This window comes from Curtobacterium sp. L1-20 (assembly GCF_048755855.1).
Classification (GTDB): Bacteria; Actinomycetota; Actinomycetes; order Actinomycetales; family Microbacteriaceae; genus Curtobacterium.
Genome location: NZ_CP151473.1, coordinates 36,724 through 62,450, shown reverse-complemented (window position 1 = coordinate 62,450; position 25,727 = coordinate 36,724). Strand labels below are relative to the sequence as shown.

Genomic DNA, 25,727 nt, shown 5'->3' with positions numbered 1-25,727 from the left:
TCGTCCGACGCGTGGGGTGTCGGAGCATGCATGTGCATCGTGCGACAAGCCCGTCGTCGTACGACCCCGACGTTGTCGCTCCGCCGCCCCGCGCACGCACCGAGCAAGCTCGCGCGGCGCCCGCCCCACCGGACGAGCGCCCGCCCGGCACCGGACGAGCACCCGACCGGCAGCGGACGAGCACCAGCGCCGCCCGCGCCGCCAGTCGTCAGCGCGCCTCGATCGTCTCCGGCCGCTTCTGCCGCCACGCGCGTGCGGGCGTGTCCGGCCCGTCCCAGACCTGGATCGCACCCCACGCGGCGGCGAGCAGCGGAACGGAGATGATCGCGCCGGTGATGCCCGCGAGCACGGTGCCCGCGGTCAGGCCGATGAGGATGACGAGTCCGTGCAGCTTCAGCGTCTTGCCCATCAGGACCGGCTGCAGGAGGTTGCCCTCGAGCTGGTTGACGAGCACGACGATGCCGACCACGATGAGCGCCTGGACGGGGCCGAGCGCGACGAGTGCGACGAGGGCCGCGAGGATGCCGGCCGCGGTGGCGCCGACGATCGGGATGAACGCCGTGATGAACACGACGACGGCGAGGGGGAGCGCGAGGGGTACCCCGACGATCGCGATGCCGACGCCGATGCCGATGGCGTCGACGGCTGCGACGGTCGCGGTGCCGCGCACGTAGCCGCCGAGGGTGTGGACGACACGGTCACCGACGCGACGAGCACGCTGGTAGCGCGCACCGGTGAAGGGGCGGAGCAGGAACTCCCAGATGCGCGGCCCGTCCTTGAGGAAGAAGAACAGCACGACGATCATCAGCACCAGGCCGGTGAGGAAGTTCGCCGTGGCCGATGCGCCGGCGAGCGCGCCCGAACCGAACTGCGAGCTGGTGACGAAGTCCTGCACGCCCTTGACGGCCTGGTCGATCTGCGACTGGTCGATCGAGAACGGCAGCGTCGACGCGAAGTCCTGCAGCTTGTCGAAGCCGCTCAGCGCGGACTTCTGCAGGTCGGGCCACTGCGACACCACGGCGACGACGATGAGCCACCCGACGAGTCCGAGCACGATGAGGACGCCGACGAGGACCGCGAGCGTCGCGAGCACCGACGGCACCTTGTGGCGCCGGAGCCAGGAGACGACGGGGTGCATCGCGGACGCGATGATGAGGGCGAGCAGTACCGGGATCGTCACGACGCTCAGGGTCGCGGCGGCGTAGACGATGCCGATCACGATGACGAGCACGATGATGGCCTGCAGGCACCGCGTGGCGATGCCGCCGAACGAGTCCGACCACTGCCTCGCCACGTGCGTCGGTTGTTCCGTGGTGGACGGGGTACTGGGGGTGTTGCCGAACAGGGGCATCTGGCTCCTCGGGGTGCGGGTGTGCCCGCCCACCGTACCGGCGACCCGGCCCGCGGTCCGGGCCGTTCGATTCCCGCCGTGCGACGGCGACGTGCCGATCCGCTGAGCGCCTCGACGATGCGGTTTGCGGAGGGAGTTCGTCGGCGGCGCCGAACGCCGTTACGGTGAGGGGACCAGGCCGACACAGGGTCTCGTGTTCTTGATGCTCCCCGCGGTCCGCGGGGTCTGGCGCGGCGAGCGGGTCTGGTCGAATCCGGGGTGCGCATCACTCCGACGAAGGGCCGTCCCATGACCGCCGCCACCGTTCCGTGCTCCTCCGCCACCGATCTGTTCGTGAGTTCCACCCGGACCCCGGTCCAGCCGGTCGCCGGCTCGTTGCTGGAACTCGTCCTCTCGTAGGGCTCCGCTGCCGGACGCGCACCAGCGCGACCGGTCGACGGACTGGAGGCGCGGTGCCGGCTGGCACCGCGCCTCCAGTCCGTCCGGGGACCGTCGCCGGTCAGGCGGCCGCTCCCTCCACCATCGCGTCCGCCCGTTCCGGCGACCCGGCCGCGAGGCCGCGCGCGATCCGACCGCGGGCCGTGGCCCAGAGCACCAGGGCCGCGACGAAGACGAGCACCTCGGTCACGGTCAGTGCCCAGATGATCCCGGCGAGCCCGAACCACACGTTGCCGACGAGCACGATCGGGATGAACAGGACGCCCTGCGCCATCGAGAGCACCATCGCCGGCACGACCATGCCGGTCGCCTGGAACAGCGAGGTGAGCAGTCCGGTGAAGCCGTTGACGATCGTCGCGACCAGCTGCGCGGTCAGGATCGTCAGGCCGATCGCGAGCACCGCGTGGTCACCGGAGAAGACGGTGAACACCTGCTCACGGAAGACGAACACCGTGCCGGAGAACAGCAGCACGATCGTGCCGACGGTGAGTGCGGCTCCGCGGAGGGCGGCGCGGAGGCGGGCTGCGTCGCCCTTGCCGAAGGCGTAGGCGAGGAGCGGCAGGACCCCGATCGTGACGCCCATCACGAGGAACTCGGGGACCTGGGCGACGCGGACGGCCACGCCCATCGCGGCGAGCGGGTCGTCGCCGTACGCGGCGGCGAGGTTGTTGAGCACGAGGGTCGTGACGATGAGGAACGAGGCCTGCAGGAGCTCGCTCGAACCGACGCCGAACACGCCCTTCAGGATGTCCGGCCGGAGCGTGACCCACCGCGGTGCGAAGCTGACGTTCTCGCTGTGGCGCTGCAGCCAGACGACCCAGTACCCGATGGCGGCGAGGTTGCCGAGGCCGATCGCGAGCGCTGCACCGGCGACACCCCAGGGCAGCACGAGGATGAAGAGGACGTCGAACACGAGGTTGCCGACGGTCGACAGCACGAGGCCGACCATCGCCTGGCGGGCGGCGCCCTCGGACCGGACGATCTGCTCGAGGGCGAAGGACGCGGCGAGCACCGGGACGAACGCGAGCATGACGGACACGTAGGCGCTCGTCGCGGGGACCGCCGCCGCGTCCGCGCCGAGCACGGCGACGAGGGGCTGCAGGAACACCAGTCCGACCACGGCGAGCACGGCGCCGGTGACGATCGCGCCCCACAGGGCGAAGGACGCCACGCGCTTGATGTCCTGCGCCACGGCGGGGTCGTGCTCCGATGCGCCGAGCATGCGGGACATCAGCGCACTGCCGCCGACACCGAACACACCGCCGACCGCCATGATGATGCCCAGGAGCGGGGTGCCGAACGTGATGGCGGCGAGCAGGGCCGTGTCGTGCTGCGAGCCGATGAAGCCCGCGTTGATGACGTTGTAGACGGCGCTGACGACCATCGCGGCGGCCATCGGCACGCACAGGTGCACGAGGGCGCGTCCGATGGGGGCGGCGGAGAGGTACCAGCGGTTCCTCGCCGCGGCGGTCGCGGTCGTGGTGCCCTCGGCGGTGGGTGTCGTGGTGCTCATGGCTGCCTCCTTCTGGGCAGGGCCCCGCCCGCCCTTCCGGGCAGGACGGCGCGCACGGGCCGCGGATGCGGTCGCGTGGGTGGGCGGCCGCGGGCGCGGTCGCACGGTGCGCGGCCGCGTGTGCGGTCGCGTGGTGCGCGGCCGCGGGTGCGGTCGCGTGGTCGGCCTCGCCGGCCGTCGGCCGGGAGGCGCGGGGAACGCTGGGAGCGTCGGTCCTAGCGGGTGGGCTCCGGCAGGTCTGCCGTCACCTTCTGCAGGAGCGCCTGCAGCGTGGCCCGCTCGTCCGCGTCGAGCGGCGCGAGCAGGGTGTCGTCGAGGGCGAGCATGGCGTCCTCGAACCCGGCGATGAGGGCGGTGCCCGCATCGGTGGCGTGGACCCGCTTCGTCCGGGCGTTCCCGGCGTCCGCGCGTCGCTCGACGAGGCCGCGACGCTCGAGCCCCTGCAGCAGGCTCGAGACGCTGGCCGCACTCGTCCGGGTGATGTCGGCGATGTCCCGCTGGATCGCCCCGGGTGAGCGCTGCAGGTACCCGAGCACGAAGGACTGCTCCTGGGTGAGGTCGCGTTCGCGGACCCACTCCTCGGCGGCCTTGCGCTGCGCCCACCCGATCCACCGCATCTGCTGGAGCGGTGAGTCCATCCGGGGAGCGTGCTGCGCGCGGGGTGCCTGCTGCGTCATGGTCAGAACACTAACTGTTCGAACTCTAACTGTCAACGGACTGATCTGTTCTCCCGTCCGGTGAACCGCGGATCCGACCATCGAACCCGTGCGCACGGGCGGTCCCAGCGGGATACTGAGGTGGTGCGTGAACTCCAAGCCGCCATCGCAGCGGACCTCAACGTCCAGCCGACCATCGACCCCGAGCAGGAGGTCGCCCGTCGGGTCGGGTTCCTGCGCGACTACCTGCTGACCACCGGCGCGAAGGGGTACCTCCTCGCGATCAGCGGCGGTCAGGACTCCACGCTCGCCGGGCGCCTGACGCAGCTCGCCGTCGAGTCCCTCCGCGCCGAGGGGCACCCCGCGGAGTTCACCACCGTGCGGATGCCCTACCGCGTGCAGGCGGACGAGGACGACGCGCAGCTCGCCCTGCAGTTCATCGCGGCCGACCCCGGCATCACGATCAACATCGAGCACGGCGTCGACGGGGTGGTGCAGGACACCGCCGCGTCGGGCGTGCCGCTGAGCGACTTCGTGAAGGGCAACGTGAAGGCGCGCATGCGCATGGTCGCCCAGTACGCCGTCGCCGGCCAGCGCGGCCTGCTCGTGGTCGGAACCGACCACGCGGCCGAGGCCGTGACCGGCTTCTTCACGAAGTACGGCGACGGCGGCGTCGACCTGACCCCGCTGACCGGCCTGTCCAAGAGTCAGGGCCGACAGCTCCTCGAGCACCTCGGTGCCCCGGCCCGCCTGTACGAGAAGGCCCCCACCGCGGACCTGCTCGACGAGACCCCCGGTCAGACCGACGAGGCGAACCTCGGCCTCAGCTACGCCGAGATCGACGCCTACCTGCAGGGCCACGACGTGCCCGTCGAGGTCGCCGAGGCGATCGAGTCGCGCTACCGCGCGACGGAGCACAAGCGCCAGGTCCCGGCGACGCCCTTCGACGACTGGTGGCGTGTCGGCGCGTAGGCGCGCGCGGAACCCTCCGCCAGGCGCGGTGCAGGTCCGACCTGCACCGCGCCTGGCGTCTGTCCACAGCCCTCGACGGGTTCCTTCCGGCCGCCGGACCCCGCTCCTAGGATGGGAGGCAACGGAACAACAGATGCGGAATCCAGGCAGAGCCCTGGTCCGGAGGGGGAGTCATGGAAGTCCTGTTCGCGCTCGGAGCCGTGCCGCTGATCATCATCGGGATCATCGTCCTGGCGGTCATCGCGCTGATCTACGCCAAGGTCGTGTACCGCAACGCGGGCGCGGACGAAGCGCTCATCATCACGGGCAAGCGCTCCCGCAAGGTCAAGAACGCCGACGGCACCGAGACCGTCGAGTCCGGCATCAAGGTCGTGCTCGGCGCCGGGGTGCTCGTCCGACCGTTCTTCGAGAAGGTCGCGAAGCTGTCGCTCAGCTCGCGGGCGATCGACATCAACGTGAACGCGCAGGACTCCCGCGGCGTGACGATCGACGTCGAGGCGGTGGCGCTCGTCAAGGTCGGCGAGGCCGACTCCTCGATCCGCGCCGCCGCGCAGCGCTTTCTCGGACAAGAGAAGAAGATCGACGACTTCGCGCGCGAGGTCCTGTCCGGGTCCCTCCGTGCCTCGATCGGTGCGACCGACGTGTCCACGATCATCCGGAACCGCGACCAGCTGACCGTCGCCGTGCTCACCGTCGCACAGGACGCGCTGCACAGCCAGGGTCTCGACGTCGACTCGTTCGAGATCAAGGGCATCTCGGACCGCAACGAGTACATCAGCGACCTCGGCCGTGCCGAGCGTGCGCGGGTGCGGCTCGAGGCCGAGAACGCCGAGGCGCAGGCAGACCGCGAAGCACGCGAGGCCCGGGCCACCGCCGACCAGGCGATCGCCGAGGCCGAGAACACCCTCGCGATCCGCCGTGCCGCCCTGCAGCTCGACGCCGACCGTGCGTCCGCCGAGGCCGCGGCCGCCGGGCCGCTCGCCCAGGCGCGGGCGGCGCAGGGCGTCGTCGAGCAGGAGCAGCTCACGGCGCAGAAGCGCGCCGAACTCCGTCGCGCCGAGCTCGAGTCCGAGGTGTCCGCCGTCGCCGAGGCGCAGGCCCGGAAGACCCGGGTCGAGGCCGAGGCCGCGGCTGCCGCGCAGGTCGAGACCGCACGCGCCCAGGCCGAGGCCCGTCGCATCTCCGCCGAGGCGATCGCTGCCGAGGCGAAGGCCGAGTCCGAGGCCCGCAAGCTCGCCGCCGACGCCTCACGTGCCGAGGGAGAAGCCGCGGCCGACGCGATCCGCGCCAAGGGTCAGGCCGAGGCCGACGCCACGAAGGCCCAGGCCGACGCCCTCGCCCAGCACTCCGAGGCGGTCCTCCGGGTGAAGGCCATCGAGACGCTGCCGAGCATCGCCCGTGAACTGGCCGCACCGATGGGGAACATCGACAAGCTGACAGTCGTGTCGTCCGACGGAGCGGGTGCGCTCTCGAAGAGCGTCGTCAGTCAGTTCAGCGAGGTGGACGCGCTGCTCGGCACCACGGCCGGGTTCACGCTGAGCGACATCGTCAAGAGCACGACGACCGGTCAGGCCGCGGCCCGCGCCGTCGTCCGCGAGCAGACCCCGGAGCCGGCTCCCGCCGACTAGGCGTCGGCCGACGCGTTTCGGGCGCGGCGGGGCTCAGGCCTCGTCGTGCCCGTCGTGGTTCCGGCGGTCACGCTGTTGGCCACCGGCGTCCTCGCGCTCGCCGCGGTGGTCGTCACGCGGATCGAAGGCGTCCTCGGCCTCGCCGCGCTCCGCCCGCTCGTCGCGTTCCTGGGCCAGCCGCTGCTGCCAGACCACGCTGCGCGCAGCGCCCTCGAGCAGGTCGTCGACGCTGCGGCCCGTCTGTGCGGCCAGCGCGCCGCTCAGGCCGGCGGTCAAGGTGCCGCCGGCGGCGGCGAGGCGTTCGACGACCTCTTCCTGCCGTTCGGTCAGCGGTTCGTCGACGAGTTCGTCGATGGTGTCGCGGATGTTCTGCTCGCTCGCGTCCAGGGCCGCATCGTCACCCGAGTGCAGTGCTGCTGCCTCGCCGACGACGACGAGACCGAGGCGCGCGGCGTCGTCCTCCGGACGCGGGGTGCTGTCGTGCTCGTCAGTCATGGGGTGGACCGTACGCTCCGGCACACCGCGTTCCCTGGAGGTCGGGGTACCTCCGCAGTCGGAGGGACGGCCGGTCCGCGCATCACGGTCGGGTTGCCGATCCGTCGCGCGCGGACCAGCGGCGGAGGAGCCACTCGGCGGCGGCGAGGCCCTCTCGCCGTTGGAACCCTCGCAGCTCCGGCATGTGCGGGACCGCCGGTCGGGACGCCTTCTCGAGGAAGGTGCCCGCGAGTCCGGCGAGCACGGCGTCGACCGCGGAGGCGGGCAGCTCGGTGAACAGCCGGTGGGTCGCCAGGTGCCGCTCGACGTCGACCGCATCCCCGCGCACGAGGACGTCGAGCAGGTAGGTCAGGGGGTCGAACCAGTGCGCGCCGACGGCGGCCCACGGCCAGTCGATCACCCAGACCCGACCGACGGCGTCGACCAGCAGGTTGTCGGCCCGACAGTCGACGTGGGTCAGGTGCTCCCCGTCGAGCACCGCGGCGGCACCGGTCGCGGTCCGGGCGAACGCCCGCGCCTCGGCAGCGACGTGTGGCGGAACGGCCGCAGGCAGTCCCGCGTCGAGCATGCGGTCCCACGCGCCCAACTCCTCGGCGAGTTCGTCGGCGAGCCGGGGCAGTGTCAGCAACGCCCCCGTGGCGACGGGGAGGGTGTCGAGCGCGTCGAGCACAGCGGCGACGTCCGAGTCGTCGCCGGCTCCGCCGGGGTGGCGCCCGTCGACGTCGTCGAGGACGAGCGCGATCCAGTCGTCGCCGGCGAACTCGTCCTCGACCACGCCGATCATCCGTGGAGCCTGGACGGATCTCGGGAGCTGCCGCACCACACGGGCTTCCTGCTCGTGCAGGCCGAAGCCGTCCGGGTTCCGCGACCGGGAGATCGCCTTCACGAACGCACGGCGCCCGGTCAGCGTCGTGATGCGGTCCGCGCTCCCGGGGGAGAACCCTTCCGCCTGTGACCGGGCATCGGAGACCGCGTCACCGAGCACGTCCTGCACGCGTGCGCGGAGGCCGGGCGGCAGATCGTCCCACCTCAAGCGCCCCATGAGTCCACGCTAGCGGGGCCGACGGCCGCGGGCTCCCCACCGAGAATGCTCGTCGCCGGGCCGATGGAGACCCCGGAAACCACGAATCCGACGTGGAACCGGGCGTTCGCCTGGTTCCACGTCGGATCCGTGGTTCGTCGACCGCCACACGGACGGCCGAGCGATCAGCTGCGGGCGCGGTTGCGGCCCGAGAGCTTCAGGTAGATGAACAGCACGATGATCGCGCCGATGATCGAGCCGATGATGCCGGCCGGCTGGAAGAAGCCGTCCATCGGGTCGTGCTGGAAGATCAGGAAGCCGAGGAAGCCCCCGACGAACGAGCCGATGATGCCGATGAGGATGGTCATCGGGATCGAGATGTGCTGCTTGCCGGGCATGACGAGCCGGGCGACGGCGCCAGCGATGAGTCCGATGACGATGAGGCTGATGATGAGACCGAGCACGGTTTCCTCCTTGTGGGGTCCTCGTGTCCAGCGGGTTGCCGGGTTCACGACCAGCAACTGATGCAACTCTCTCGTCCCTCAGCGTGCACTCAGGTTCGCGGTTCGGGCTGCCGCGCGCTCGACCGTGCCGCCCGTCGTGCGGTCAGACGACGCCGGAGGCCTCGAGCTCGGAGCGCAGCTCGGCGTCGGACGGCTCGACGAAGTGCTTGCCGTTCGGCAGGACCACGACGGGGATGTTCTTCCGCCCGCTGATCGCCTCGGCGCGGTCCGCGGCGGAGAGGTCCGCCTCGACGTCGACGTACTCGTAGTCCACGCCGAGCGTGTCGAGCAGCGCCTTCGACCGCCGGCAGTCGCGGCACCAGTCGGCTCCGAACATCGTCACCTTGTCGAACGTGTCGTCAGTCATGCCGACCCAGAACACCGGCGCGCTCGCGACCATTCCCGCCGCGCACCGAGACCGCTCCGTGCAGCACCGGAGCACCATGTCCCCATGAGCCTGCCCTCGGACGCCACCGCCGTCAGCACCGTGCACCCACACCACCGGCACGGCTGGTGGTGGAAGACCCTCCTCGCGGGGTTCGTGCTCTGGGTCGTGACCATCGTCGTCACGGTCTCGACGAGCAACACGAACCTCGTGCCGACGATCATCCTGCTCGGCAGCTTCCTCGTGCCCTTCACCGTCGTGCTCTTCGTGATCGAGCGGGTCACCGGTTCGGTGAGCACCATGCAGCTCGTCGTCGCGTTCTTCGTCGGCGGCATCCTCGGCGTGCTCGGAGCGTCCCTCCTCGAAGCGGACCTCCGAGCCGGCCCGGGCATCTACATCGTGGTCGGCTTCGTCGAGGAGTTCGTCAAGGGCGTCCTGCTGGTCGTGGTCGGCTGGCGGGTCCGACCGAAGACGGCACGGCAGGGTGCGCTCCTCGGGGCGACGGTCGGGGCCGGCTTCGCCGCGTTCGAGTCGGCCGGGTACGCGTTCAACGCGGCGATCACGACACGGGGCATCGATCTCGTGTCCCTGCTGCAGACGGAGGTCGTGCGCGCGATCCTGTCGCCGGTGGGCCACGTGCTGTGGACGGCGATCCTCGGAGCGGTGCTGTTCGGGGCCGCACACGGGCGTGCCCGCTTCCGCTGGGCGTGGTCGATCCCGGTCGCGTACGTCGGCGTCGCGCTGCTGCACGGGCTGTGGGACTCGAACTCGACGATCTCGACGGTGCTCGCGTTCGTGTTCACCGGCACCCCGTTGTCGGCGGCACGGAACGGCGCGGTGCCGGCGTCGATCGCGGGCCTCGCCACGACGCTGTACGTGGTCGGCCTCGCGATCGTGTCGGCGGTCGGCGTCGCCGTCCTCGTGACCGTGCTCCTGCGGGCCCGGCGCCGAGCCGCGGCAACGCCGAGCGATCCGGGCACGCCCACCGACGGCGTGCCCGGCAGCGCGCCCGGCGGTGCTGTGCTCGCCGACGGTCGCGCGTCGGCGTGGTCGGACGGCCGCGACGACCGCCGGCCGGACTGGGACGGCACGCCTCCGCCGCACACCCTCGCCTGACCCGCCGCCGCGTCCGTCCCGCACACGCTCGCCCGAGCAGCCGCGCCACCCCTGCCGCCGCCGCGCAGCCCCCGCCCCCGACGGTCGCGGGGCCACGCCCTCGCCCTACGATTGAGGCATGCCGCCCGGACCCGACCCCGCGACGCGCGCCTGGGCCTCGGCGGCCGTGCGGCGCTTCGCGTCCGCGACGAACCTGCTCGTCGCCGCCCGGCGCTTCCGCATCGTCGGCGGCGACCCCCGCGACACCGCCGCGCTGCACGAACTGCTGACCGGCCTCGGCGCACGCCCCGCCGCGGACCACGAACCCGTCGACCAGCTGTGGTGCCTCGGGACGCCGGACGACAGCACCGCCGTCGTCGAACGCGAGGCGGACCGTCCCCGCGGCGCGACCCTCGTCGTCGTCGACGCCGGACGGCACGTCCCCGCGGTCGACGAGGACGCGTTCGGCCCGGTGACGAACGTGCGGCCGGGGGTCCTCGGCGTCCCGACGCTCTCCGACGACGTCTTCCTGGTCTCCACCGGGCGCGAACCGGAGGCCGACCCGGCCGCCGACGCCCGCCTGCGCTGGGCGCGACGCGCGATGCCGGTCTCGCGTGCGGTCGCCGCCGAACTGCGCGACGGCGGACTCCTGCGTGGCACCCGCATCGGCGTGAGCATGGTCCTCGAACCGAAGACGGCGGTGCTGAGCCTGCTGCTCCGCGACGCCGGCGCCGAGGTCGTCGTCTACGCGCACGCCGACGAGACGGACGACGCCGTCGCCGAGGCCCTCCGTCGCGCCGGGGTCCCGGTGCACGCGAGCAGCACGGCGACCGTCGCGGAACAGAAGGACCTCGCGCTCGCGATGCTCGACACGCGTCCGCACATCCTGCTCGACGACGGTTCCCACGTCATCCGCCTCGCCCACCAGGAGCGCCCGGACCTGCTGCCGACGATGCTCGGGGCAGCGGAGGAGACGACGAGCGGACTCCGCCCCCTGCGGGTGATGGCGTCGCGCGGCGAGCTCGGCATCCCGGTCGTCGCGGTGAACGACGCCCGCACGAAGACGTTCTTCGACAACCGGTACGGCACCGGGCAGTCGACGGTGTTCGCGGTGCTCGACCTGGTCGACGGACTCCCGTCCGGCAGCGACCGGGTCCGCCCGGGAGGCGCAGCGGTCGTCACCGGATTCGGGCACGTCGGCGAGGGGGTCGCCCTGGTGCTCCACGCCCTCGGCTTCCGCGTCACGGTCGCCGAGACCGACCCCGTGCGCGCCCTGCAGGCGCTCTTCGCCGGGTACGAGGTCGCGCCGCTCGTCGACGCGGTACGCGACGCCGACCTGGTGATGAGCGCGACCGGGGTCGCCGACACGATCGACCTCGCGGCGCTCCGGGCCTGTGCGGACGGCGCCGTCGTGGCGGTCGCCGGTGGGGTCGAGCAGGAGGTCGCGGTCGACGCGGCGCTCGCCGACGGGGCCGTGCGGACCGCGGTCGGCCGCAAGGCGGAGCGCTTCGCGTGGGCGGACGGCCACCACGTGGTCGTGCTCGACGACGGCGGGTGCATCAACATCACCGCCGCCGAGGGCAACCCGGTCGAGATCATGGACCTGTCCTTCGCCGCACAGCTCGGGGCGGTCCGGATGCTCCTCGAACACGGCGACGAGCTCGACCGTGCCGTCGTGCCGATCGACCCCGCGGTGGACGAGGCGACCGCCCGGGTGGCGCTCGCCGCGTTCGGGAGCCGGCCCGCGCCTCCCGGCCTGCCCGCGGAGCACCCGGCGGACCGCGCGCCCGACGTCCGGACCCGCCGCTTCGGGGACCCGTCGTGACCGCGGACCGCGCGGTCACCGTGCACTCCGCGCGGATCGTCGTCCCGATGACCGCGCCGCCGATCGCCGACGGGGCGGTCGCCGTGCGCGACGGGCGCATCCTGCACGTCGGCGACCGGTCCTGGGTCGTCGACCAGCTCGTCGCGGCCGGGACCGCGTTCACCGAGCGGCGGTGGCGCGGCGCGCTCCTGCCCGGGCTCGTGAACGCCCACACGCACCTGCAGTACACCGGCATGGCGGGTGTCGGGCAGCGGCAGTACGACGGTTTCGAGGACTGGGCTGCCGCGTTCAACGGGGACTACGCCGAGCCCCACGACTGGCGCGCCGAGGCGGCGGCCGGAGCCGAGCAGTCGATCCTCGCCGGGGTGACGAGCATCGCGGACGTCGTCACCGACATCGAGGCGGCGACCGCGCTCGAGACGCACGGGCTCGGGGGCATCGCCTACTGGGAGGTCATGGACTGGGAGAACGCGGCGTGGCAGACGCACGGCCGCGACCAGGTCCTCGCCGAGCTCGAACGCTTCCCGACGACGCCGGCCGCCGGCCTCTCCCCGCACGCGCCGTACTCGCTCGACGTCGCGCCGCTGCTCGAGCTGCCGGACATCGTGCGCCAGCGCGGACTGCGGCTGCACCTCCACCTCGGCGAGGCCGCGTTCGAGGGCGAGCGGGTCGCGCTCGGCCCCGTCCCGGGGCTCGAGGGCGTCGACGGCGTCGGCCATGGCACCGACTGGCACCTCGCGAACGCGCCGTCGTTCCGGGCCATGCGAGCGCTCGGGTTCGGCGCGAGCGCCACCGCGTTCGTCGACCGGCTCGGCGTCCTCGGCCCGGACTGCCACATCGCGCACGGCGTCTACGTGACCGCTGCCGACCGGGCACTGCTCCGGGCCCGGGGGACCGCGGTGGCGCTCTGCCCCCGGTCGAACGCGGTCATCGGGCTCGACCCGCCGCCGGTCGCCGACTACCTGCGCGAGGGCAGCCCGATCGCGATCGGCACCGACTCGCTGTCGTCGTCGCCGTCGCTCGACCTGATGGCCGACGTCACCGCGCTGCACCGGATCGCCCGCTCGCAGGGGTACGGCCACCGCAACCTGCACGGGCGGCTCCTGACCGCGGCGACGCTCGGCGGCGCCCACGCGATGGGGCTCGCCGTCGGACCGGACCGCGTCGGACACCTCGCCGTGGGCGCCCGCGCCGACCTCGCGGTGTTCGACGTCGACGCCCGCACCGTGCCCGACGCGATGGCCGAGCTCGTCGAGGACGGAGCCGGCCGCGCGGTCGCCACCGTCGTCCGCGGCGTCGTCCGGGCGGCCGACCGTGCACTCACCCCGAACCCCGTGGAGGAACCGTGACCGAAACCGCACCCCGACCCGGCATGGCCGCACGACGCACGGTGGGCGGCGAGCTGATCGAGTGGCTCGACGTCCCGAAGCGTGCCGTCGCGCTCGGCATGGAGCCGCACCCGGAAGGCGGGTGGTACGTCCGCACCTGGACCTCGCCCGCGACGGTGACGACCCCGGCGGGGGACCGGCCCGCCGCGACGCTCATCCACTTCCTGCTGCCCCCGGGTGAGGCGTCGGCGTGGCACCGGGTCACGAACGACGAGATCTGGATGTGGCACGGACCGGACGCCGTCGACCTGCAGCTCGGCGGCGACGGCGACGAGCCGGTCCCCGGGGCGACCATCACCCTCGGGCCGGACGCCGGGCGCGACCGGGTGAACGACGCGCAGGCGTTCGTGCGGGGTGGCGTCTGGCAGCGCACGCTGCCGGGCGACGGCGAGGTCCTGCTGAGCTGCCTCGTCTCGCCGGGGTTCTCCTTCGAGGACTTCACGATGCACGACTGAGCTGCCGCTGCCGCTGCCGCTGCCGCTGCCGCTGCCGCTGCCGCCGCCGGCGTCACCGCGCACGTCGCGCCGTGACACCGGTTTCGCGCTGGTATCCCACGCCGAAGTACACTTCCTCCTGCCCCGACCCCCTCACGAAGGCCCGACCGTGACCCGTTCCCTCCGCCTCACCCTCGCCGTCGCCACCGCCGCGGTCGCCGCCCTCGCGATGTCCGCCTGCGCCTCCGGCGGCAGCGGCAACGCCGACGGCACCGTCACCGACGGCAAGCTCACGATCGCGACCGGACAGCCGGCGTACTCGCCGTGGGTCGAGGACAACAAGCCGCAGTCCGGCAAGGGGTTCGAGGCCGCCGTGGCGTACGCGGTCGCGAAGGAGATGGGCTACGCGAAGTCCGACGTGGTGTGGAAGCGGAGCACCTTCGACAGCGCCATCGCCCCCGGCCCGAAGGACTGGGACCTCAACGTCCAGCAGTTCTCGATCGACGCCAAGCGCAAGAAGGCGGTCGACATGTCCACGCCGTACTACACGACGACCCAGGCCGTGGTGACAACCGAGGGCTCGAAGGCCGCCGGTGACACCACGATCAGCGCGCTGCAGCAGGACGCGATCGGCGTTGCGACCGGGTCCACGAGCATCACGAGCGTGAAGGACGTCCTCGGCGTCACCCCGCAGGTCTTCAACTCGAACGACGACGCGGTCCTCGCGCTCAAGTCCGGGCAGATCGACGCGATCGTCACCGACCTGCCGACGGCGTTCTACATGTCCGGCGCGCAGCTCGACGGCAAGGGGACGGTCTCGGCGCAGTTCCCCGCGGACGGCAAGGGCGACCAGTTCGGCTTCGTGCTCCCGAAGGGGTCGGAGCTCACGAGCAAGGTCGACGCGGCCCTGAAGGCGCTCGACGACGACGGCGCCCTGCAGGACCTGCAGACCAAGTGGCTCTCCTCGGAGACCGACACCCCCGTCCTGAAGTAGTCGCATGAGCGTCCCCGCCGGCGCCGGCACCCCGGTCGCCGCCCCCGCGCCGAGCCAGGTCGAACTGGAGCGTCGGCTCTACCGTCGGCAGCGCGGACGCCGGTCGATCGTGGTCTCGGTGGTGTCGACGCTCGTCGTCGTCGCGGTCGTGTACTTCGGCGTCGTCAACACCCCGGGTTGGGCCGCGGTCCAGCAGTCGTTCTTCGACCCGCAGACCGCGATCGACACCTTCCCGGAGATCCTGCTGGGCCTCTGGCTGAACGTCCGGATCCTGTTCTTCAGCGCGATCGGCGTCGCGGTCCTGGGCACGCTCCTCGCCGTGGTGCGGGGACTGCGCAACCCGGTGTTCTTCCCGCTGCGCATGCTCGCGACCGGCTACACCGACCTGTTCCGCGGGTTGCCGCTCATCATCGTGCTCTACCTCGTCGGCTACGGGATCCCCGGGCTCGGGGTGTTCCCGCGGCTGCCCGCCGAGGTCTGGGGCACCATCGCGATCGTGCTGACGTACTCGTCGTACATCGCCGAGGTGCTCCGTGCCGGCATGGAGGCGGTGCACCCCTCGCAGCGGCTCGCCGCCCGGTCGCTCGGCCTCTCGCACGCGAAGACGCTCCGGCTGGTGGTGCTGCCGCAGGCGATCCGGAAGGTGACACCGGCGCTGATGAACGACTTCGTGTCGATGCAGAAGGACGTCGGGCTGGTGTCGATCCTCGGCGCCGTCGACGCGGTCCGGTCGGCGCAGATCGCCCAGGCCGAGACGTACAACTTCACGCCGTACTTCGTCGCCGGCCTGCTGTTCGTGGTGATCAGCCTGCCGTTGATCCGCGTCACCGACGCGATCGCACGGCGGCAGCAGCGGCGCGAGCAGATCGGAGGGACCGTGTGAGCGAGGCAGCGCGGGCCGGGAGCGGCCAGGCGGGCGCGGGTCGCGCCTCCCGTCCGGTCGACGGCCAGGAGGCGCGGGGCGGGTCGCCGACGGCGGCCCCCGTCCTGGAACTGCGCGGGCTGCGCAAGGCCTTCGGCGAGCACGAGGTCCTGCGCGGCATCGACCTGACCGTCCACCGCCACGAGGTCATCTGCGTCATCGGGGCCTCGGGCTCCGGCAAGTCCACCCTGCTCAAGACGGTGAACCTCCTCGAGGGCATCGACGACGGCGAGATCCTGCTGCGGGGCACGGACATCGCCGACCCGCGCACCGACGTGGACGCCACCCGGGCCCGCATCGGCGTCGTCTTCCAGCAGTTCAACCTGTTCCCGCACATGAGCGTCCTCGACAACGTGACCCTCGCATCGCGGCAGGTGCACGGGATCGGGAAGGCCGAGGCCGAGGCGACCGCCCGACGGCTGCTCGACCGGATCGGCCTCGGCGACTTCGCCGACGCCTACCCGGACCGTCTCTCCGGTGGCCAGCAGCAGCGCGTCGCGATCGTCCGGGCCATCGCCTCCGACCCCGAGCTGCTGCTGCTCGACGAGGTGACGAGTGCGCTCGACCCGCAGCTCGTCGGCGAGGTGCTCGACCTCGTGACCGAGCTGAAGCGGCAGGGCTCCACGATCCTGATGACGACGCACGAGATGCACTTCGCGCGGAACGTCGCCGACCGGATCGTGTTCCTGCACCGCGGCGAGGTCGTCGAGCACGGGACACCGGCCGAGGTGCTCGACGCGCCGGGGCACCCGGCGCTCGTCGAGTTCCTGGCGCGCGTCCACGCCTGACGCCGTGCCCGCCCGGCTGGGGCGCGGCGGCTACGGCGTCAGCAGCACCTTGCCGATGACCTCGCCGTCCCGGACCCGCCGGTGCGCCTCGGCGGCGTCCTCGAGCGGCAGCACGGCGCTGACCACCGGGCGGACCCGACCGCTCGCCACGAGCGGCCACACGTTGTAGCGGACTGCCTCGACGATCGCGGCCTTCTCGGCGGCGGGGCGGGCGCGCAGCGTCGTGGCACTGATCGTCGCCCGCTTCCGCATCATCGTTCCGAAGTCGAGTTCGGCGGTCTTCCCGCTGCCCGAGGCGATCACCGCGACGTGGCCGTTCGTCGCCAGGACCTCGAGGTTCCGGCCGAGGTACTCCGGCCCGACGACGTCGAGGACCACGTCCACGCCGCGGCCGCCCGTGAACTCGAGGGTGCGGGCGACGAAGTCCTCCGACCGGTGGTCGATGACCAGGTCCGCTCCGAGGGCACGTGAGGCCTGCACCTTCCGCTCGCCGCCCGAGGTCGCTACGACCGTGGCTCCGAGGGCCTTGGCCCAGAGCACGGCGTGCGAGCCCATGCCGCCGGTACCGCCGTGGACCAGGAGCGTCTGCCCGGGTCGGAGCCCGGCGAGCATGCCCACGTTCGACCAGACCGTGCACGCTGCTTCGGGGAGGGCCGCCGCCTCGACGAGGTCGACCCCGTCCGGCACGGGCAGCACCTGACCCACCGGCGCCGCCACGAGGGAGGCGTAGCCGCCGCCGGAGAGGAGGGCGCAGACACGGTCGCCCACCGCGAAGCCCTGGACGCCGGCGCCGAGCGCGCGGACCGTGCCGGAGACCTCGAGCCCGAGCACGTCGGATGCGCCGGGCGGCGGCGGGTAGTTGCCCGCCACCTGCTGCAGATCGGCGTTGTTGACGCCGGCGGCCGCGACCTCGATCAACACCTCGCCGCTCGCGGGCACCGGGTCCGGGAGGTCGCTGACGTGGAGGGAACCGTGGTCCGGGGTGATCGCTCGCATCCTCCGACCGTACGCGACCGTCGTCGGTACGCTCGACGGGGATCGGCGCTCCGTCCGGAGCGCGCGACCACGACCGGGGGAACCACCACCATGCGCTCCAAGATCGTCCCGCTCGCCACGGCCGCCATCGCGGTCGCCCTCCTCGCCGGGTGCTCCTCCGGCGGATCGGGCGGCGCCGCCACCGGGGGAGCCTCCGACACGGCGTCGTCCGCCGCGCCGAAGCCCACGAAGACCGCGTCGGCGCAGACGAAGGCCGAGGCCTGCGCCCAGCTCGAGGGCGAGTTCCGGAGCTTCGTGGCCTCGCAGTCGTCCGCTTCGGCCCCTGCGGACCCGAAGGCGCGCGCCGCGGTGGTGTCGGAGCTCAACGAGCGACTCGACGCGGCGCTGCCGGACATCGGCAACACCACGGTGAAGACCGCCTTCTCGGACTTCAACGCCGCCGCGAAGGACTACGCAGCCGCGCTCACGTCCGGCGGCTCGGCCGATTCGGCCGCGGCGAAGAAGGCGGAGTCCGACGTGCAGGCGGCGCTCCAGGAGGTCTCGGCGGCCTGCCCCGCCTGACGACCGGACCGGTCGTCCGTGCGGACGAGTGGGTCCGCCCCGCGCCTCCTGGTCGGTCAGGAGGCGCGGGGCGCGCCCGTCAGTCGGCTGCCGGTCGCGACGCGTCCAGCCGGGCCACGTCCTCCGGACGGAGCTTGATGGTCGGCGCCGTCACGGAGTCGAGGATCGACTGCGGGCGCGAGGCACCCGGGATCGGGACGACGACGTCACTCTTCTGCAGCTCCCACGCCAGCGCGACGACCTGCGGGCTGACGCCGCGGTCCCGCGCGATGTAGGCGAAGTCCTCGTAGGCGGTGCCGAGGTCCGCGGCGGAGGCGATGCCGCCGAGCGGGCTCCACGGCAGGAACGCGATGCCGAGCTCGTCGCAGAGCTCGAGTTCCGGCTCGCTCGAGCGGAACTTCGGCGAGTACTGGTTCTGCACCGACGCCAGCCGGCCGCCGAGCACCTCGTTCGCGGTGCGGATCTGGTCGGGGTCGGCGTTCGAGATGCCGGCCATCCGGATGACGCCCTCGTCGAGCAGTTCGGCGAGAGCCCCGACGGACTCCGCGTACGGGACGGCGGGGTCGGGACGGTGGAACTGGTACAGCCCGATCGCCTCGACGCCGAGGCGCTGTGCCGACGCCTTCGCCGCCTCCTTGAGGTACTCCGGGTGCCCGTTCTGTGCCCACGCACCCGCCTCCGGGCGGAGGTGTCCGCCCTTCGTCGCGATGAGGACCGCGTCGGTGTCGCCGTGGAACTCCCGCACCGCCTTCGCGATGAGCGACTCGTTGTGTCCCACCTCGTCGTGGGCGGCCAGGTGGTACGCGTCGGCGGTGTCGATGAGGGTGACCCCGGCCTCGAGCGCCGCGTGGATCGTGGCGATCGACTGCCGTTCGTCCGGTCGCCCCTCGATGGACATGGGCATCCCGCCCAGCCCGATGGCACTGACCGACACGTCTCCGATGACTCGTTGCTTCATGGCCCCAGCATGCGCCGGGGCGACGGCTCCGCGTCCAGGGTCGGCGCCGTCGTGGCTCAGCGCCGTGCCCAGGCCGGGGCGTGCTCGGGCAGCGGACCGAAGGCGATGCCCCGGGCGTAGACGCCGCGCACGGGTGGCACCCACCGGGCCAACAGGACCGGCACCTTCGGTGGCCCGTCCCGCAGCGCTCCGGAGAAGGCCCGCTCGAACACCACCCGGTGCAGCACCGCCTGGGCGGCCTGGACGACGGCAGCGGGGGCAGAGCGTCGCCGTTGGACCGCCGCCAGCGCACCGTCGAGCGCCGCGCCACGGGCTCCCCGCCGGAGCGCGGGCGCGAGGACCGCCGCGGTCGCGACGGCGTCCTGCACCGCGAGGTTGATGCCGACGCCGCCGGCCGGGGACATCGCGTGGGCGGCGTCGCCGATGCAGAGCAGCCCCGGCCGCCACCAGCGTCGCAGCCGGTCCATCCGGACGTCGAGGACGTGCACGTCGTCCATCGAGGCGATCGCGTCGACCCGACCGGCGAAGTCCGGCCGGAGCCGCGCGACCCGCTGCCGGAAGGCCGCGACGCCCGCGGCCCGGAGCGCCGCGTCGGACCCCTTCGGCGCGAAGTACGCCACCTGGTGGTAGTCCGGCCGCGGGAAGCTCAGCAGGACGTCCGTGTCGGAGAAGGCCGGCACGAGGGCGGTCTCGGCGTCGCCGGCTTCCCGGGGCAGGCGGAACCACCACGTGTCGAAGGGCACCGGGAACGAGCGCGGCCGGAGCCCCACGGCGTTCCGCAGCGCCGAGTCACGACCGTCGCAGGCGATGACCACGTCGGCGCGGAGCTCCTCGGGCGTGCCGTCCGGGTCGCGGTACGGACGGAGGTGCACGCCGGTCACCACCCCGTTCTCCTCGATCGTCCCCGTCGCGACGAGGCCCATCGTGATGTCGAACGCGGGTTCGTCCCGGGCAGCGGTGACGAGCATGTCGAGCAGGTCCCACTGCGGCACCATCGCGACGTGGTCGTACGGCGGCCGCAGTCGGGAGAAGTCCCCGAGCAGCGCCCGCGAGCCGTCCGGCAGCGGCAGGGAGAAGTCGTCGAGGCGGGACTGCGGCAGCGCACGGAACCGGTCGCCGAGCCCGAGTTCGTCGAGCAGCCGGATGGTGGAGGCGTGCACGGTGTCGCCGCGGAAGTCCCGGTTGAAGTCGTCGTGCTTCTCGACCACCCGCACGGCGACGCCGGCCCGGGCCAGCAACAGGCCGAGCACGACCCCGGCGGGGCCACCGCCGACCACCGCCACCGTCGTCCGTGCCACCGTCGTCCGTGCCACCGTCACCATGCGGCGGACGCTACGCCGTCGCGGCCACTGCGCCCGGTCGGGCTGTCGGCCGCGCCGTCCGGGCCCGACTCAGGCCGTGCTGCCGACCGAACTCGACGTCGGACCGTCGACGGCACCGGCGAACACGACGCCGCCCCAGACGATGCACGCGATCGCGAGCACGAAGCCGACGGCGGCGATCCACCACGAGCTCCGCCGACGCACCCACGCGCCGATCGCCAGGACGGCCGTGGCGACGCCGATCACGAAGGCCCCGCCGACGGCGATCGCCGCACCGCCGAAGTACGCGCCGGGGGAGCACCCCCTCGACGCGTCGCACGTGGCGGTCGCGGACGCCACCGCGATGATCCCGACGACCGCCGTGACGACGGTCATGACGGTGCCGAACGCCAGCAGCAGCACCGTGGAGACGCGGTCGGCCACCTTCGCCGCCGGGAACAGCGTCGTGCCGCCCTGTTCCCACGCCGCGCGCTGGGCGCTCGAGGAGCCGGAGGGGGCGGACTGCGGCGGTCCGCCGGGGACGTTCGACCAGGTCATGGGACCGTCCTACCGTGCCTCGACGCCGAACGCCTGTGCGAGGCGCTGGATCTTCTGCGCACGACCGAGCCGCGGCAGGTCCGAGCCGTCGCGGATGACCTTCCCGCGGGCGTCGAAGTCGTCGAGGAAGTCCTGGGCCCAGGCGACGTCGGTCGGCGTCGGGGAGATGACCTCGTTGATCACGGGCAGCTGCTCGGTGTCGAGGCAGAGCTTCCCGGTGAGGCCGAGCGACACCGCGACCTGCGACTGCTCGCGGAGGATCGGGTGCGACGACCCGACGGTCGGACCGTCGATCGGGCCGGGCAGGTCGCCGACGCGGGACGCCACGACGAGCTTCGACCGCGGGTACGCCATCGCCAGGGTGTCCGCCGAGGTGCCGGTGTCGCGGCGGTAGTCGCCGGAGCCGAACGCCAGCCGGAAGGCCCCCTGCGCCCGAGCGATCGACACCGACTCCTCGATGCCGAGCGCCGACTCGACGAGCGCGATCACCGGGGTCTGGCCGCCGAGGCGGTGCCACGTGTCGGTGACCTGCGCGGGCGACTCGGTCTTCGCGAGCATGACCCCCTGCAGTCCGGGGAGGCCGCGGAGCTCCTCGACGTCGTCCGCCCAGAAGTCCGTCGTGACGTCGTTGATGCGCACCCACGCTTCGCCGCCGCCGGCCAGCCACGAAGCGACCGTGGTGCGCGCCCCCGGCTTCGCCGCGGGGTCCACGGCGTCCTCGATGTCGAGGATGATCTGGTCGGCCCGGGACCGCTGGGCCCGCTCGAACCGGTCGGACGCGGTGCCGGAGACGAGGAGCCACGACCGGGAGATCTCGGCGGGGACCGACCGGCGCCGGTCCGGCCCGTCCGTCGCGGGCGCAGGGGTGGTCGGGGCGGTTCGGTCGTCGATGGCCATGCCCACGTTGGTACCACACCGACTCGACGGGCAGTGCTCCCGACGGCCCCGGAAACCCGGAAACCTCGGGTCATTGCCAGAGAGGCAGCCCGATCCCGCCTACAGTGTCGGATGTGTGGCGAGCGGACAGGGTGACCGACGACGGGGACGACGTGAACGACGACGTCCGTGTCGATGGACCCGACGCGCCCGGGGACGACCAGCGGGGGCAGCAGGAAGAGACCGTCGTGAGTGACGAACCCGACCGCACCCTGCGTCCCGAACTGCAGCTCACGAGTCCGCAGGCGATCAGCCTGGGCGACCCGCGCCTCCAGGCCGGCAACGCCGCCGAGCCGGTGTGGGACGTCTGGCGCAAGCAGCTGACCGGCGTCGGCGGGACGAGCCCCCTCACCCACTTCTCCGACCACCCGCGTGCCCGGATCGAGCTCTCGACGACGCACCCCGGCGGTCTCGCCCAGTTCATCACCGGCAAGACGACCCTGCTGTCGAGCCTCATCCGCGACGAGGTCGCGCTCCGCGCCGCACGCATCGCCGCCGCCCAGGTCGAGGCGAAGGGCACCGAGCTCGCCACCGTGCGCGGCATCGACGCCGTGAAGCTCGGCATCGGCATGGCCGACTGGACGCACGGCGACGAGCACTTCCGCGGACCCGTGCTCCTCCGCCCGCTGGCCATCCGACGCCACGGCCGCGACTTCGAGGTCCGGCTGCTCGGCGACCCCGTGCTCAACCCCGGTCTGGCCGACGCCCTGCACGAGCAGTTCGGCGTCATCCTCGACGCGCAGTCCTTCGTGGCCCTCGCGCAGCAGGACGGCTCGTTCACCCCGAACCCGGTCATCGACCGGCTGCGGGGGCTCACCGCGCACATCCCCGGCTTCTCCGTGCACGCCCGGCTCGTCGTCTCGACGTTCGCCGAGGTCGCCTCCGGCATGGTCGAGGACACCGAGGACCTGTCGCACCCCGTGCTCGACGCGCTCGCCGGCAACCCGAGCGCCAAGTGGCAGGTCGAGCAGTCGTACCACCCGGTCGAGCAGACCCCGTCGGACGAGCGCAGCCCCGAGACGGACACGCTGCTCCTCGACGCCGACGACGAGCAGGAGAACGTGATCGCACAGATCGCGGCCGGCAACTCCATCGTCGTGAAGACCCTCCCGGGCACCGGCGGGACGCAGACCATCGTGAACGCGCTCGGCGGCCTCGTCGCGGCGAACAAGCGCGTCCTCGTCGTCAGTCCGCGCCGTGCGACCCTCCGCGGCATCGCGGCCCGCTTCGCCGAGGTGCAGCTGCCCGGCGTCGCCGTGACCCCCGGCACCCTGCGCCGGGACGTCGTGCGCGCCATCGCCCGCAACGAGAAGGCGTCCCGTCCGAACCTCCGCGAGGTCGACGACGCCCTGGTCCGGCTGCGCAAGGTGCTCACGGACTACCGCGGGTCGCTGACGCGGATCGACCCGGACTTCCACGTGTCGGTGCTCGACTGCCTGGTCGAGCTGTCCCGCCTGTCGCTCCTCCCGGTGCCGCCGTCAACGACCGCGCGCCTGTCGAAGACCTCGGTGACGAGCATGGTCGAGGGGCGCTCCCGCGTCGCCGAGACCATGGTCAGCGCCGCGAACCTCGGCGAGTTCCGCTACGGCCCGGACGACTCGCCCTGGTACGGCGCCAAGTTCGGCTCGAGCGACGGTGCGCAGCGCGCCCACAAGACCGCGAAGGACCTCGACACCGACGGGCTGCCGACCCTGCTGCGCCGGGCGCACGACCTCGTGGCCTCGACCCACATGCGGCAGTTCACGACGATCAACGAGCTCGGCATCTACCTCCGCCTGCTCACCGAGATCCGGGACACCCTCGATCGCTTCCTGCCCGTCGTCTTCGACCGCTCGGTCTCCGAGCTGGTGGCGGCCACCGCTCCGCGCGGCGAGGGCGCCCCGATGTCCGCGACGAACCGCCGCCGGCTGAAGAAGCTCGCCCGCGAGTACGTCCGCCCCGGCGTGCACGTGTCGGACCTGCACGAGGCGCTCACCCGCGTCCAGCAGCAGCGCGTGCTCTGGCAGCGCTACGTCGCCGCCGGCGTGAACCCCGAGGTGCCCACGGGCATCGCGGACGTGCAGGTGCTGTTCTCGAACGTGGTCGAGGACCTCGCACGCCTCGACGAGCCGCTCGGCCGGACCGCACGCGAGCGCCAGCTGGCGAACCTGCCGATCGACGAGCTCGTGCCGACGATCGCGCGCCTCGCCGAGGAGTCCGACGTCCTGCACAACCTGCAGGAGCGCACCGAGCTCATGCAGACCCTGCGCGACCTGCAGCTCGAGCCGCTCATCACCGACCTGGCCAACCGGCACGTGCCGGACACGCACGTCCCCGCCGAGCTCGAGCTCGCCTGGTGGCAGTCCGCCCTCGAGACGATGCTCGAGTCCGACCGGGCGCTCCTCGGCGCGAACACCGACATGCTCGACCGCGTCGAGGCGGACTTCCGCCTCGTCGACGACGCGCACGCCGCCGGGGTGTCGCAGGGGCTCGCGTGGCAGCTCGCCGAGAACTGGAAGGTCGGCCTCGTCGACTGGCCGGACGAGGCCACGGCGCTGAAGACGCAGCTCAAGGAGGGCGCGATCAGCTCCCGCCTGCTGCAGGACTCCGCGCCGCACCTGTCCCGCTCGATCGCCCCGGTCTGGCTCGCGTCGCCGTACGAGGTCGCGCAGATCGCGGACACCATGCCGTTCGACACGGTGATCCTGGTGGACGCCGGTGCGGTCACCATCGCCGAGACCGTCGGTGCCGTCCGCCGCGCACGGCAGACCGTCGTGTTCGGCGACCCGGTCACGCAGACCCCGTCGCCGTTCCGGATCGCCGTCGACCCAGCCCACCGTGCACTGCAGGTCGACGAGGAGACGCTCGACGCGTTCCATGCCGACTCCGCGCTCGCGAAGCTCTCCACGCTGCTGCCGACCCTGTCGCTGACCCGGTCCTACCGCGCCGGCGGCGAGGACCTCGCCGAGCTCGTCAACCGCCGCTTCTACGGCGGCCGCATCGAGTCGCTGCCCTGGGCGGGATCGTTCCTCGGCCACGGCTCGATCGCGCTCGACTACGTCAGCGACGGCAAGGCCGTCCCGGACCCCGAGTCCGGCGCCGTCGAGAGCGTCGACGCCGAGGTGGACCGCGTCGTCCGGCTCGTGATGGACCACGCGCGCACCCGGCCGACCGAGTCGCTCATGGTGATCACCGCGTCGGCGAAGCACGCTGTCCGTGTCGAGCAGGCCGTGCTCACCGCCGCGCAGGGGCACAAGGACCTCACCGAGTTCGTCATCGGGGACCGCTCCGAGCCGTTCATCGTCGCGACGCTCGAGCAGTCCGTCGCGCAGAGCCGCGACCGCGTCGTGTTCTCGATCGGCTACGGCCGGACCCCGCACGGCCGGGTCCTCCGCGACTTCGGTCCGCTCGGCAAGCCCGGCGGGGAGCGCCTGCTCGCCGTCGCGATGACCCGTGCCCGTCGCTCCATGGTGATCGTGACGTGCTTCCAGCCGTCCGACATCGAGGCCGAGCGCATGGGCCACGGCACGGTCGCCCTCGCCGAGATCCTCGCCGAGGTCCGTGCCCGCACCACCGCCGAGTACGTGCCGGACGACTCCGACCCGTTGCTCGTCGACCTGGCCCGACGGCTCGAGATGCGCGGCATCCCGGTCGCGCTCGGTCACCGCGGGAAGCTCGGGCTCGTCGCCGCACACGGCGGCGTCTGCGTGACGATCGAGACGGACGCCTCACTCGTGAAGGGGTCGCTGCGCGAGTCGCTGCGGCTCCGGCCCGAGGTGCTCCGTCGACTCGGCTGGCACTACGTGCGCGTGCACGCGTTCCAGCTGTTCTCGGACCCGGACCGCGTGGCGAACACCGTCGCCGCGGTGCTCGGCGTCGACCGTGGTGCGACGCAGGAGATCTCGATCCCGCCGATCCCAGCCCGCCGATGAGCAGGCGGGCCTCCCGGCCCGCCGGACCGGTGACGCCCGAGACGGACCAACTGGTGGGGACGTGGACGCGGGCGGACGACGCGTCGCCAGCCGATCCT

General features: G+C 72.7%; 23 protein-coding genes. 11 read left to right on the top strand and 12 right to left on the bottom strand.

The features are described 5' to 3' along the window. Window positions 1-208: 208 nt before the first annotated feature. The 3 genes from AAEP86_RS01710 to AAEP86_RS01700 form a co-directional block, all read right to left on the bottom strand. The gene (locus AAEP86_RS01710; protein ID WP_420368847.1) at window positions 209-1,351 is read right to left on the bottom strand and encodes an AI-2E family transporter; all 1,143 of its coding nucleotides are present in this window, start codon (window positions 1,349-1,351) and stop codon (window positions 209-211) included. Between the two features lie 499 nt (window positions 1,352-1,850). Next, on the bottom strand, window positions 1,851-3,302 hold the full coding sequence (locus AAEP86_RS01705) for an MATE family efflux transporter (protein WP_420368846.1): 1,452 nt from the start codon (window positions 3,300-3,302) through the stop codon (window positions 1,851-1,853). A 215-nt stretch (window positions 3,303-3,517) separates the two neighbouring features. Next, window positions 3,518-3,979, bottom strand: coding sequence for a MarR family winged helix-turn-helix transcriptional regulator (locus tag AAEP86_RS01700; RefSeq protein WP_420368845.1), 462 nt, complete (start codon window positions 3,977-3,979; stop codon window positions 3,518-3,520). Between the two features lie 123 nt (window positions 3,980-4,102). Here AAEP86_RS01700 and nadE point away from each other — a divergent pair, with 123 nt between their 5' ends. Continuing rightward, window positions 4,103-4,930 carry an ammonia-dependent NAD(+) synthetase gene (gene nadE, locus AAEP86_RS01695; protein ID WP_420368844.1) on the top strand — a complete coding sequence of 276 codons (828 nt, stop codon included), beginning with the start codon at window positions 4,103-4,105 and terminating at the stop codon, window positions 4,928-4,930. Between the two features lie 173 nt (window positions 4,931-5,103). Beyond that, complete coding sequence (locus tag AAEP86_RS01690) at window positions 5,104-6,558, top strand: SPFH domain-containing protein (RefSeq protein WP_420368843.1); 1,455 nt, start codon at window positions 5,104-5,106, stop codon at window positions 6,556-6,558. A gap of 33 nt (window positions 6,559-6,591) precedes the next feature. Here the strand turns inward: AAEP86_RS01690 and AAEP86_RS01685 are convergent, their stop codons facing one another. The 4 genes from AAEP86_RS01685 to AAEP86_RS01670 all read right to left on the bottom strand — a co-directional run bounded on the left by AAEP86_RS01685 (window position 6,592) and on the right by AAEP86_RS01670 (window position 8,944). Next, window positions 6,592-7,053, bottom strand: a complete 462-nt coding sequence (locus tag AAEP86_RS01685; RefSeq protein ID WP_420368842.1) for a hypothetical protein — start codon at window positions 7,051-7,053, stop codon at window positions 6,592-6,594. Between the two features lie 82 nt (window positions 7,054-7,135). Then, window positions 7,136-8,095, bottom strand: a complete 960-nt coding sequence (locus AAEP86_RS01680; RefSeq protein WP_420368841.1) for a hypothetical protein — start codon at window positions 8,093-8,095, stop codon at window positions 7,136-7,138. A 164-nt stretch (window positions 8,096-8,259) separates the two neighbouring features. Then, complete coding sequence (locus AAEP86_RS01675; RefSeq protein ID WP_420368840.1) at window positions 8,260-8,538, bottom strand: GlsB/YeaQ/YmgE family stress response membrane protein; 279 nt, start codon at window positions 8,536-8,538, stop codon at window positions 8,260-8,262. Between the two features lie 142 nt (window positions 8,539-8,680). Next, complete coding sequence (locus AAEP86_RS01670; protein ID WP_420368839.1) at window positions 8,681-8,944, bottom strand: glutaredoxin family protein; 264 nt, start codon at window positions 8,942-8,944, stop codon at window positions 8,681-8,683. Window positions 8,945-9,028: 84 nt separating this feature from the next. On the opposite strand from AAEP86_RS01670, the gene AAEP86_RS01665 reads away from it, so the two are divergent. The 7 genes from AAEP86_RS01665 (at window position 9,029) to AAEP86_RS01635 (ending at window position 16,408) form a co-directional block, all read left to right on the top strand. Continuing rightward, window positions 9,029-10,078, top strand: a complete 1,050-nt coding sequence (locus AAEP86_RS01665; RefSeq protein ID WP_420368838.1) for a PrsW family intramembrane metalloprotease — start codon at window positions 9,029-9,031, stop codon at window positions 10,076-10,078. Window positions 10,079-10,196: 118 nt separating this feature from the next. Further along, window positions 10,197-11,882: an adenosylhomocysteinase gene (locus AAEP86_RS01660; RefSeq protein WP_420368837.1), complete on the top strand. Its 1,686-nt coding sequence runs from the start codon at window positions 10,197-10,199 to the stop codon at window positions 11,880-11,882. Further along, window positions 11,879-13,231 carry an amidohydrolase family protein gene (locus AAEP86_RS01655; protein ID WP_420368836.1) on the top strand — a complete coding sequence of 451 codons (1,353 nt, stop codon included), beginning with the start codon at window positions 11,879-11,881 and terminating at the stop codon, window positions 13,229-13,231. Before AAEP86_RS01660 ends, AAEP86_RS01655 begins: the two co-directional genes overlap by 4 nt. Beyond that, a complete protein-coding gene (locus AAEP86_RS01650; protein WP_420368835.1) occupies window positions 13,228-13,725 on the top strand; it encodes a cupin domain-containing protein in 498 nt (165 codons plus the stop codon). The genes AAEP86_RS01655 and AAEP86_RS01650 overlap by 4 nt, the downstream gene beginning before the upstream one ends. A 148-nt stretch (window positions 13,726-13,873) precedes the next feature. Next, window positions 13,874-14,698: an ABC transporter substrate-binding protein gene (locus tag AAEP86_RS01645; protein WP_420368834.1), complete on the top strand. Its 825-nt coding sequence runs from the start codon at window positions 13,874-13,876 to the stop codon at window positions 14,696-14,698. A gap of 4 nt (window positions 14,699-14,702) precedes the next feature. Continuing rightward, on the top strand, window positions 14,703-15,581 hold the full coding sequence (locus tag AAEP86_RS01640) for an amino acid ABC transporter permease (RefSeq protein WP_420368833.1): 879 nt from the start codon (window positions 14,703-14,705) through the stop codon (window positions 15,579-15,581). Window positions 15,582-15,685: 104 nt separating this feature from the next. Beyond that, complete coding sequence (locus AAEP86_RS01635; RefSeq protein WP_420370430.1) at window positions 15,686-16,408, top strand: amino acid ABC transporter ATP-binding protein; 723 nt, start codon at window positions 15,686-15,688, stop codon at window positions 16,406-16,408. A 30-nt stretch (window positions 16,409-16,438) separates the two neighbouring features. On the opposite strand, the gene AAEP86_RS01630 is transcribed toward AAEP86_RS01635, so the two are convergent. Beyond that, window positions 16,439-17,404 (bottom strand): NAD(P)H-quinone oxidoreductase, encoded by a 966-nt coding sequence (locus AAEP86_RS01630; RefSeq protein ID WP_420368832.1) that lies wholly within the window; start codon window positions 17,402-17,404, stop codon window positions 16,439-16,441. 90 nt (window positions 17,405-17,494) lie between these two features. Between AAEP86_RS01630 and AAEP86_RS01625 the strand changes: the two genes are divergently transcribed. Then, window positions 17,495-17,965 carry a hypothetical protein gene (locus tag AAEP86_RS01625; RefSeq protein WP_420368831.1) on the top strand — a complete coding sequence of 157 codons (471 nt, stop codon included), beginning with the start codon at window positions 17,495-17,497 and terminating at the stop codon, window positions 17,963-17,965. A gap of 79 nt (window positions 17,966-18,044) precedes the next feature. Here the strand turns inward: AAEP86_RS01625 and AAEP86_RS01620 are convergent, their stop codons facing one another. The 4 genes from AAEP86_RS01620 to AAEP86_RS01605 all read right to left on the bottom strand — a co-directional run bounded on the left by AAEP86_RS01620 (window position 18,045) and on the right by AAEP86_RS01605 (window position 21,679). Continuing rightward, entirely contained in the window at window positions 18,045-18,923 is an 879-nt protein-coding gene (locus tag AAEP86_RS01620; protein ID WP_420368830.1) for an aldo/keto reductase, read from the bottom strand. A gap of 56 nt (window positions 18,924-18,979) precedes the next feature. After that, window positions 18,980-20,245 (bottom strand): FAD-dependent oxidoreductase, encoded by a 1,266-nt coding sequence (locus tag AAEP86_RS01615; RefSeq protein ID WP_420368829.1) that lies wholly within the window; start codon window positions 20,243-20,245, stop codon window positions 18,980-18,982. A 69-nt stretch (window positions 20,246-20,314) separates the two neighbouring features. Beyond that, complete coding sequence (locus tag AAEP86_RS01610; RefSeq protein WP_420368828.1) at window positions 20,315-20,782, bottom strand: DUF6264 family protein; 468 nt, start codon at window positions 20,780-20,782, stop codon at window positions 20,315-20,317. A 9-nt stretch (window positions 20,783-20,791) separates the two neighbouring features. Further along, window positions 20,792-21,679 (bottom strand): HpcH/HpaI aldolase/citrate lyase family protein, encoded by an 888-nt coding sequence (locus AAEP86_RS01605; RefSeq protein ID WP_420368827.1) that lies wholly within the window; start codon window positions 21,677-21,679, stop codon window positions 20,792-20,794. 131 nt (window positions 21,680-21,810) lie between these two features. Between AAEP86_RS01605 and AAEP86_RS01600 the strand changes: the two genes are divergently transcribed. Continuing rightward, window positions 21,811-25,629 carry an AAA family ATPase gene (locus AAEP86_RS01600; RefSeq protein WP_420368826.1) on the top strand — a complete coding sequence of 1,273 codons (3,819 nt, stop codon included), beginning with the start codon at window positions 21,811-21,813 and terminating at the stop codon, window positions 25,627-25,629. Window positions 25,630-25,727: the final 98 nt, after the last annotated feature.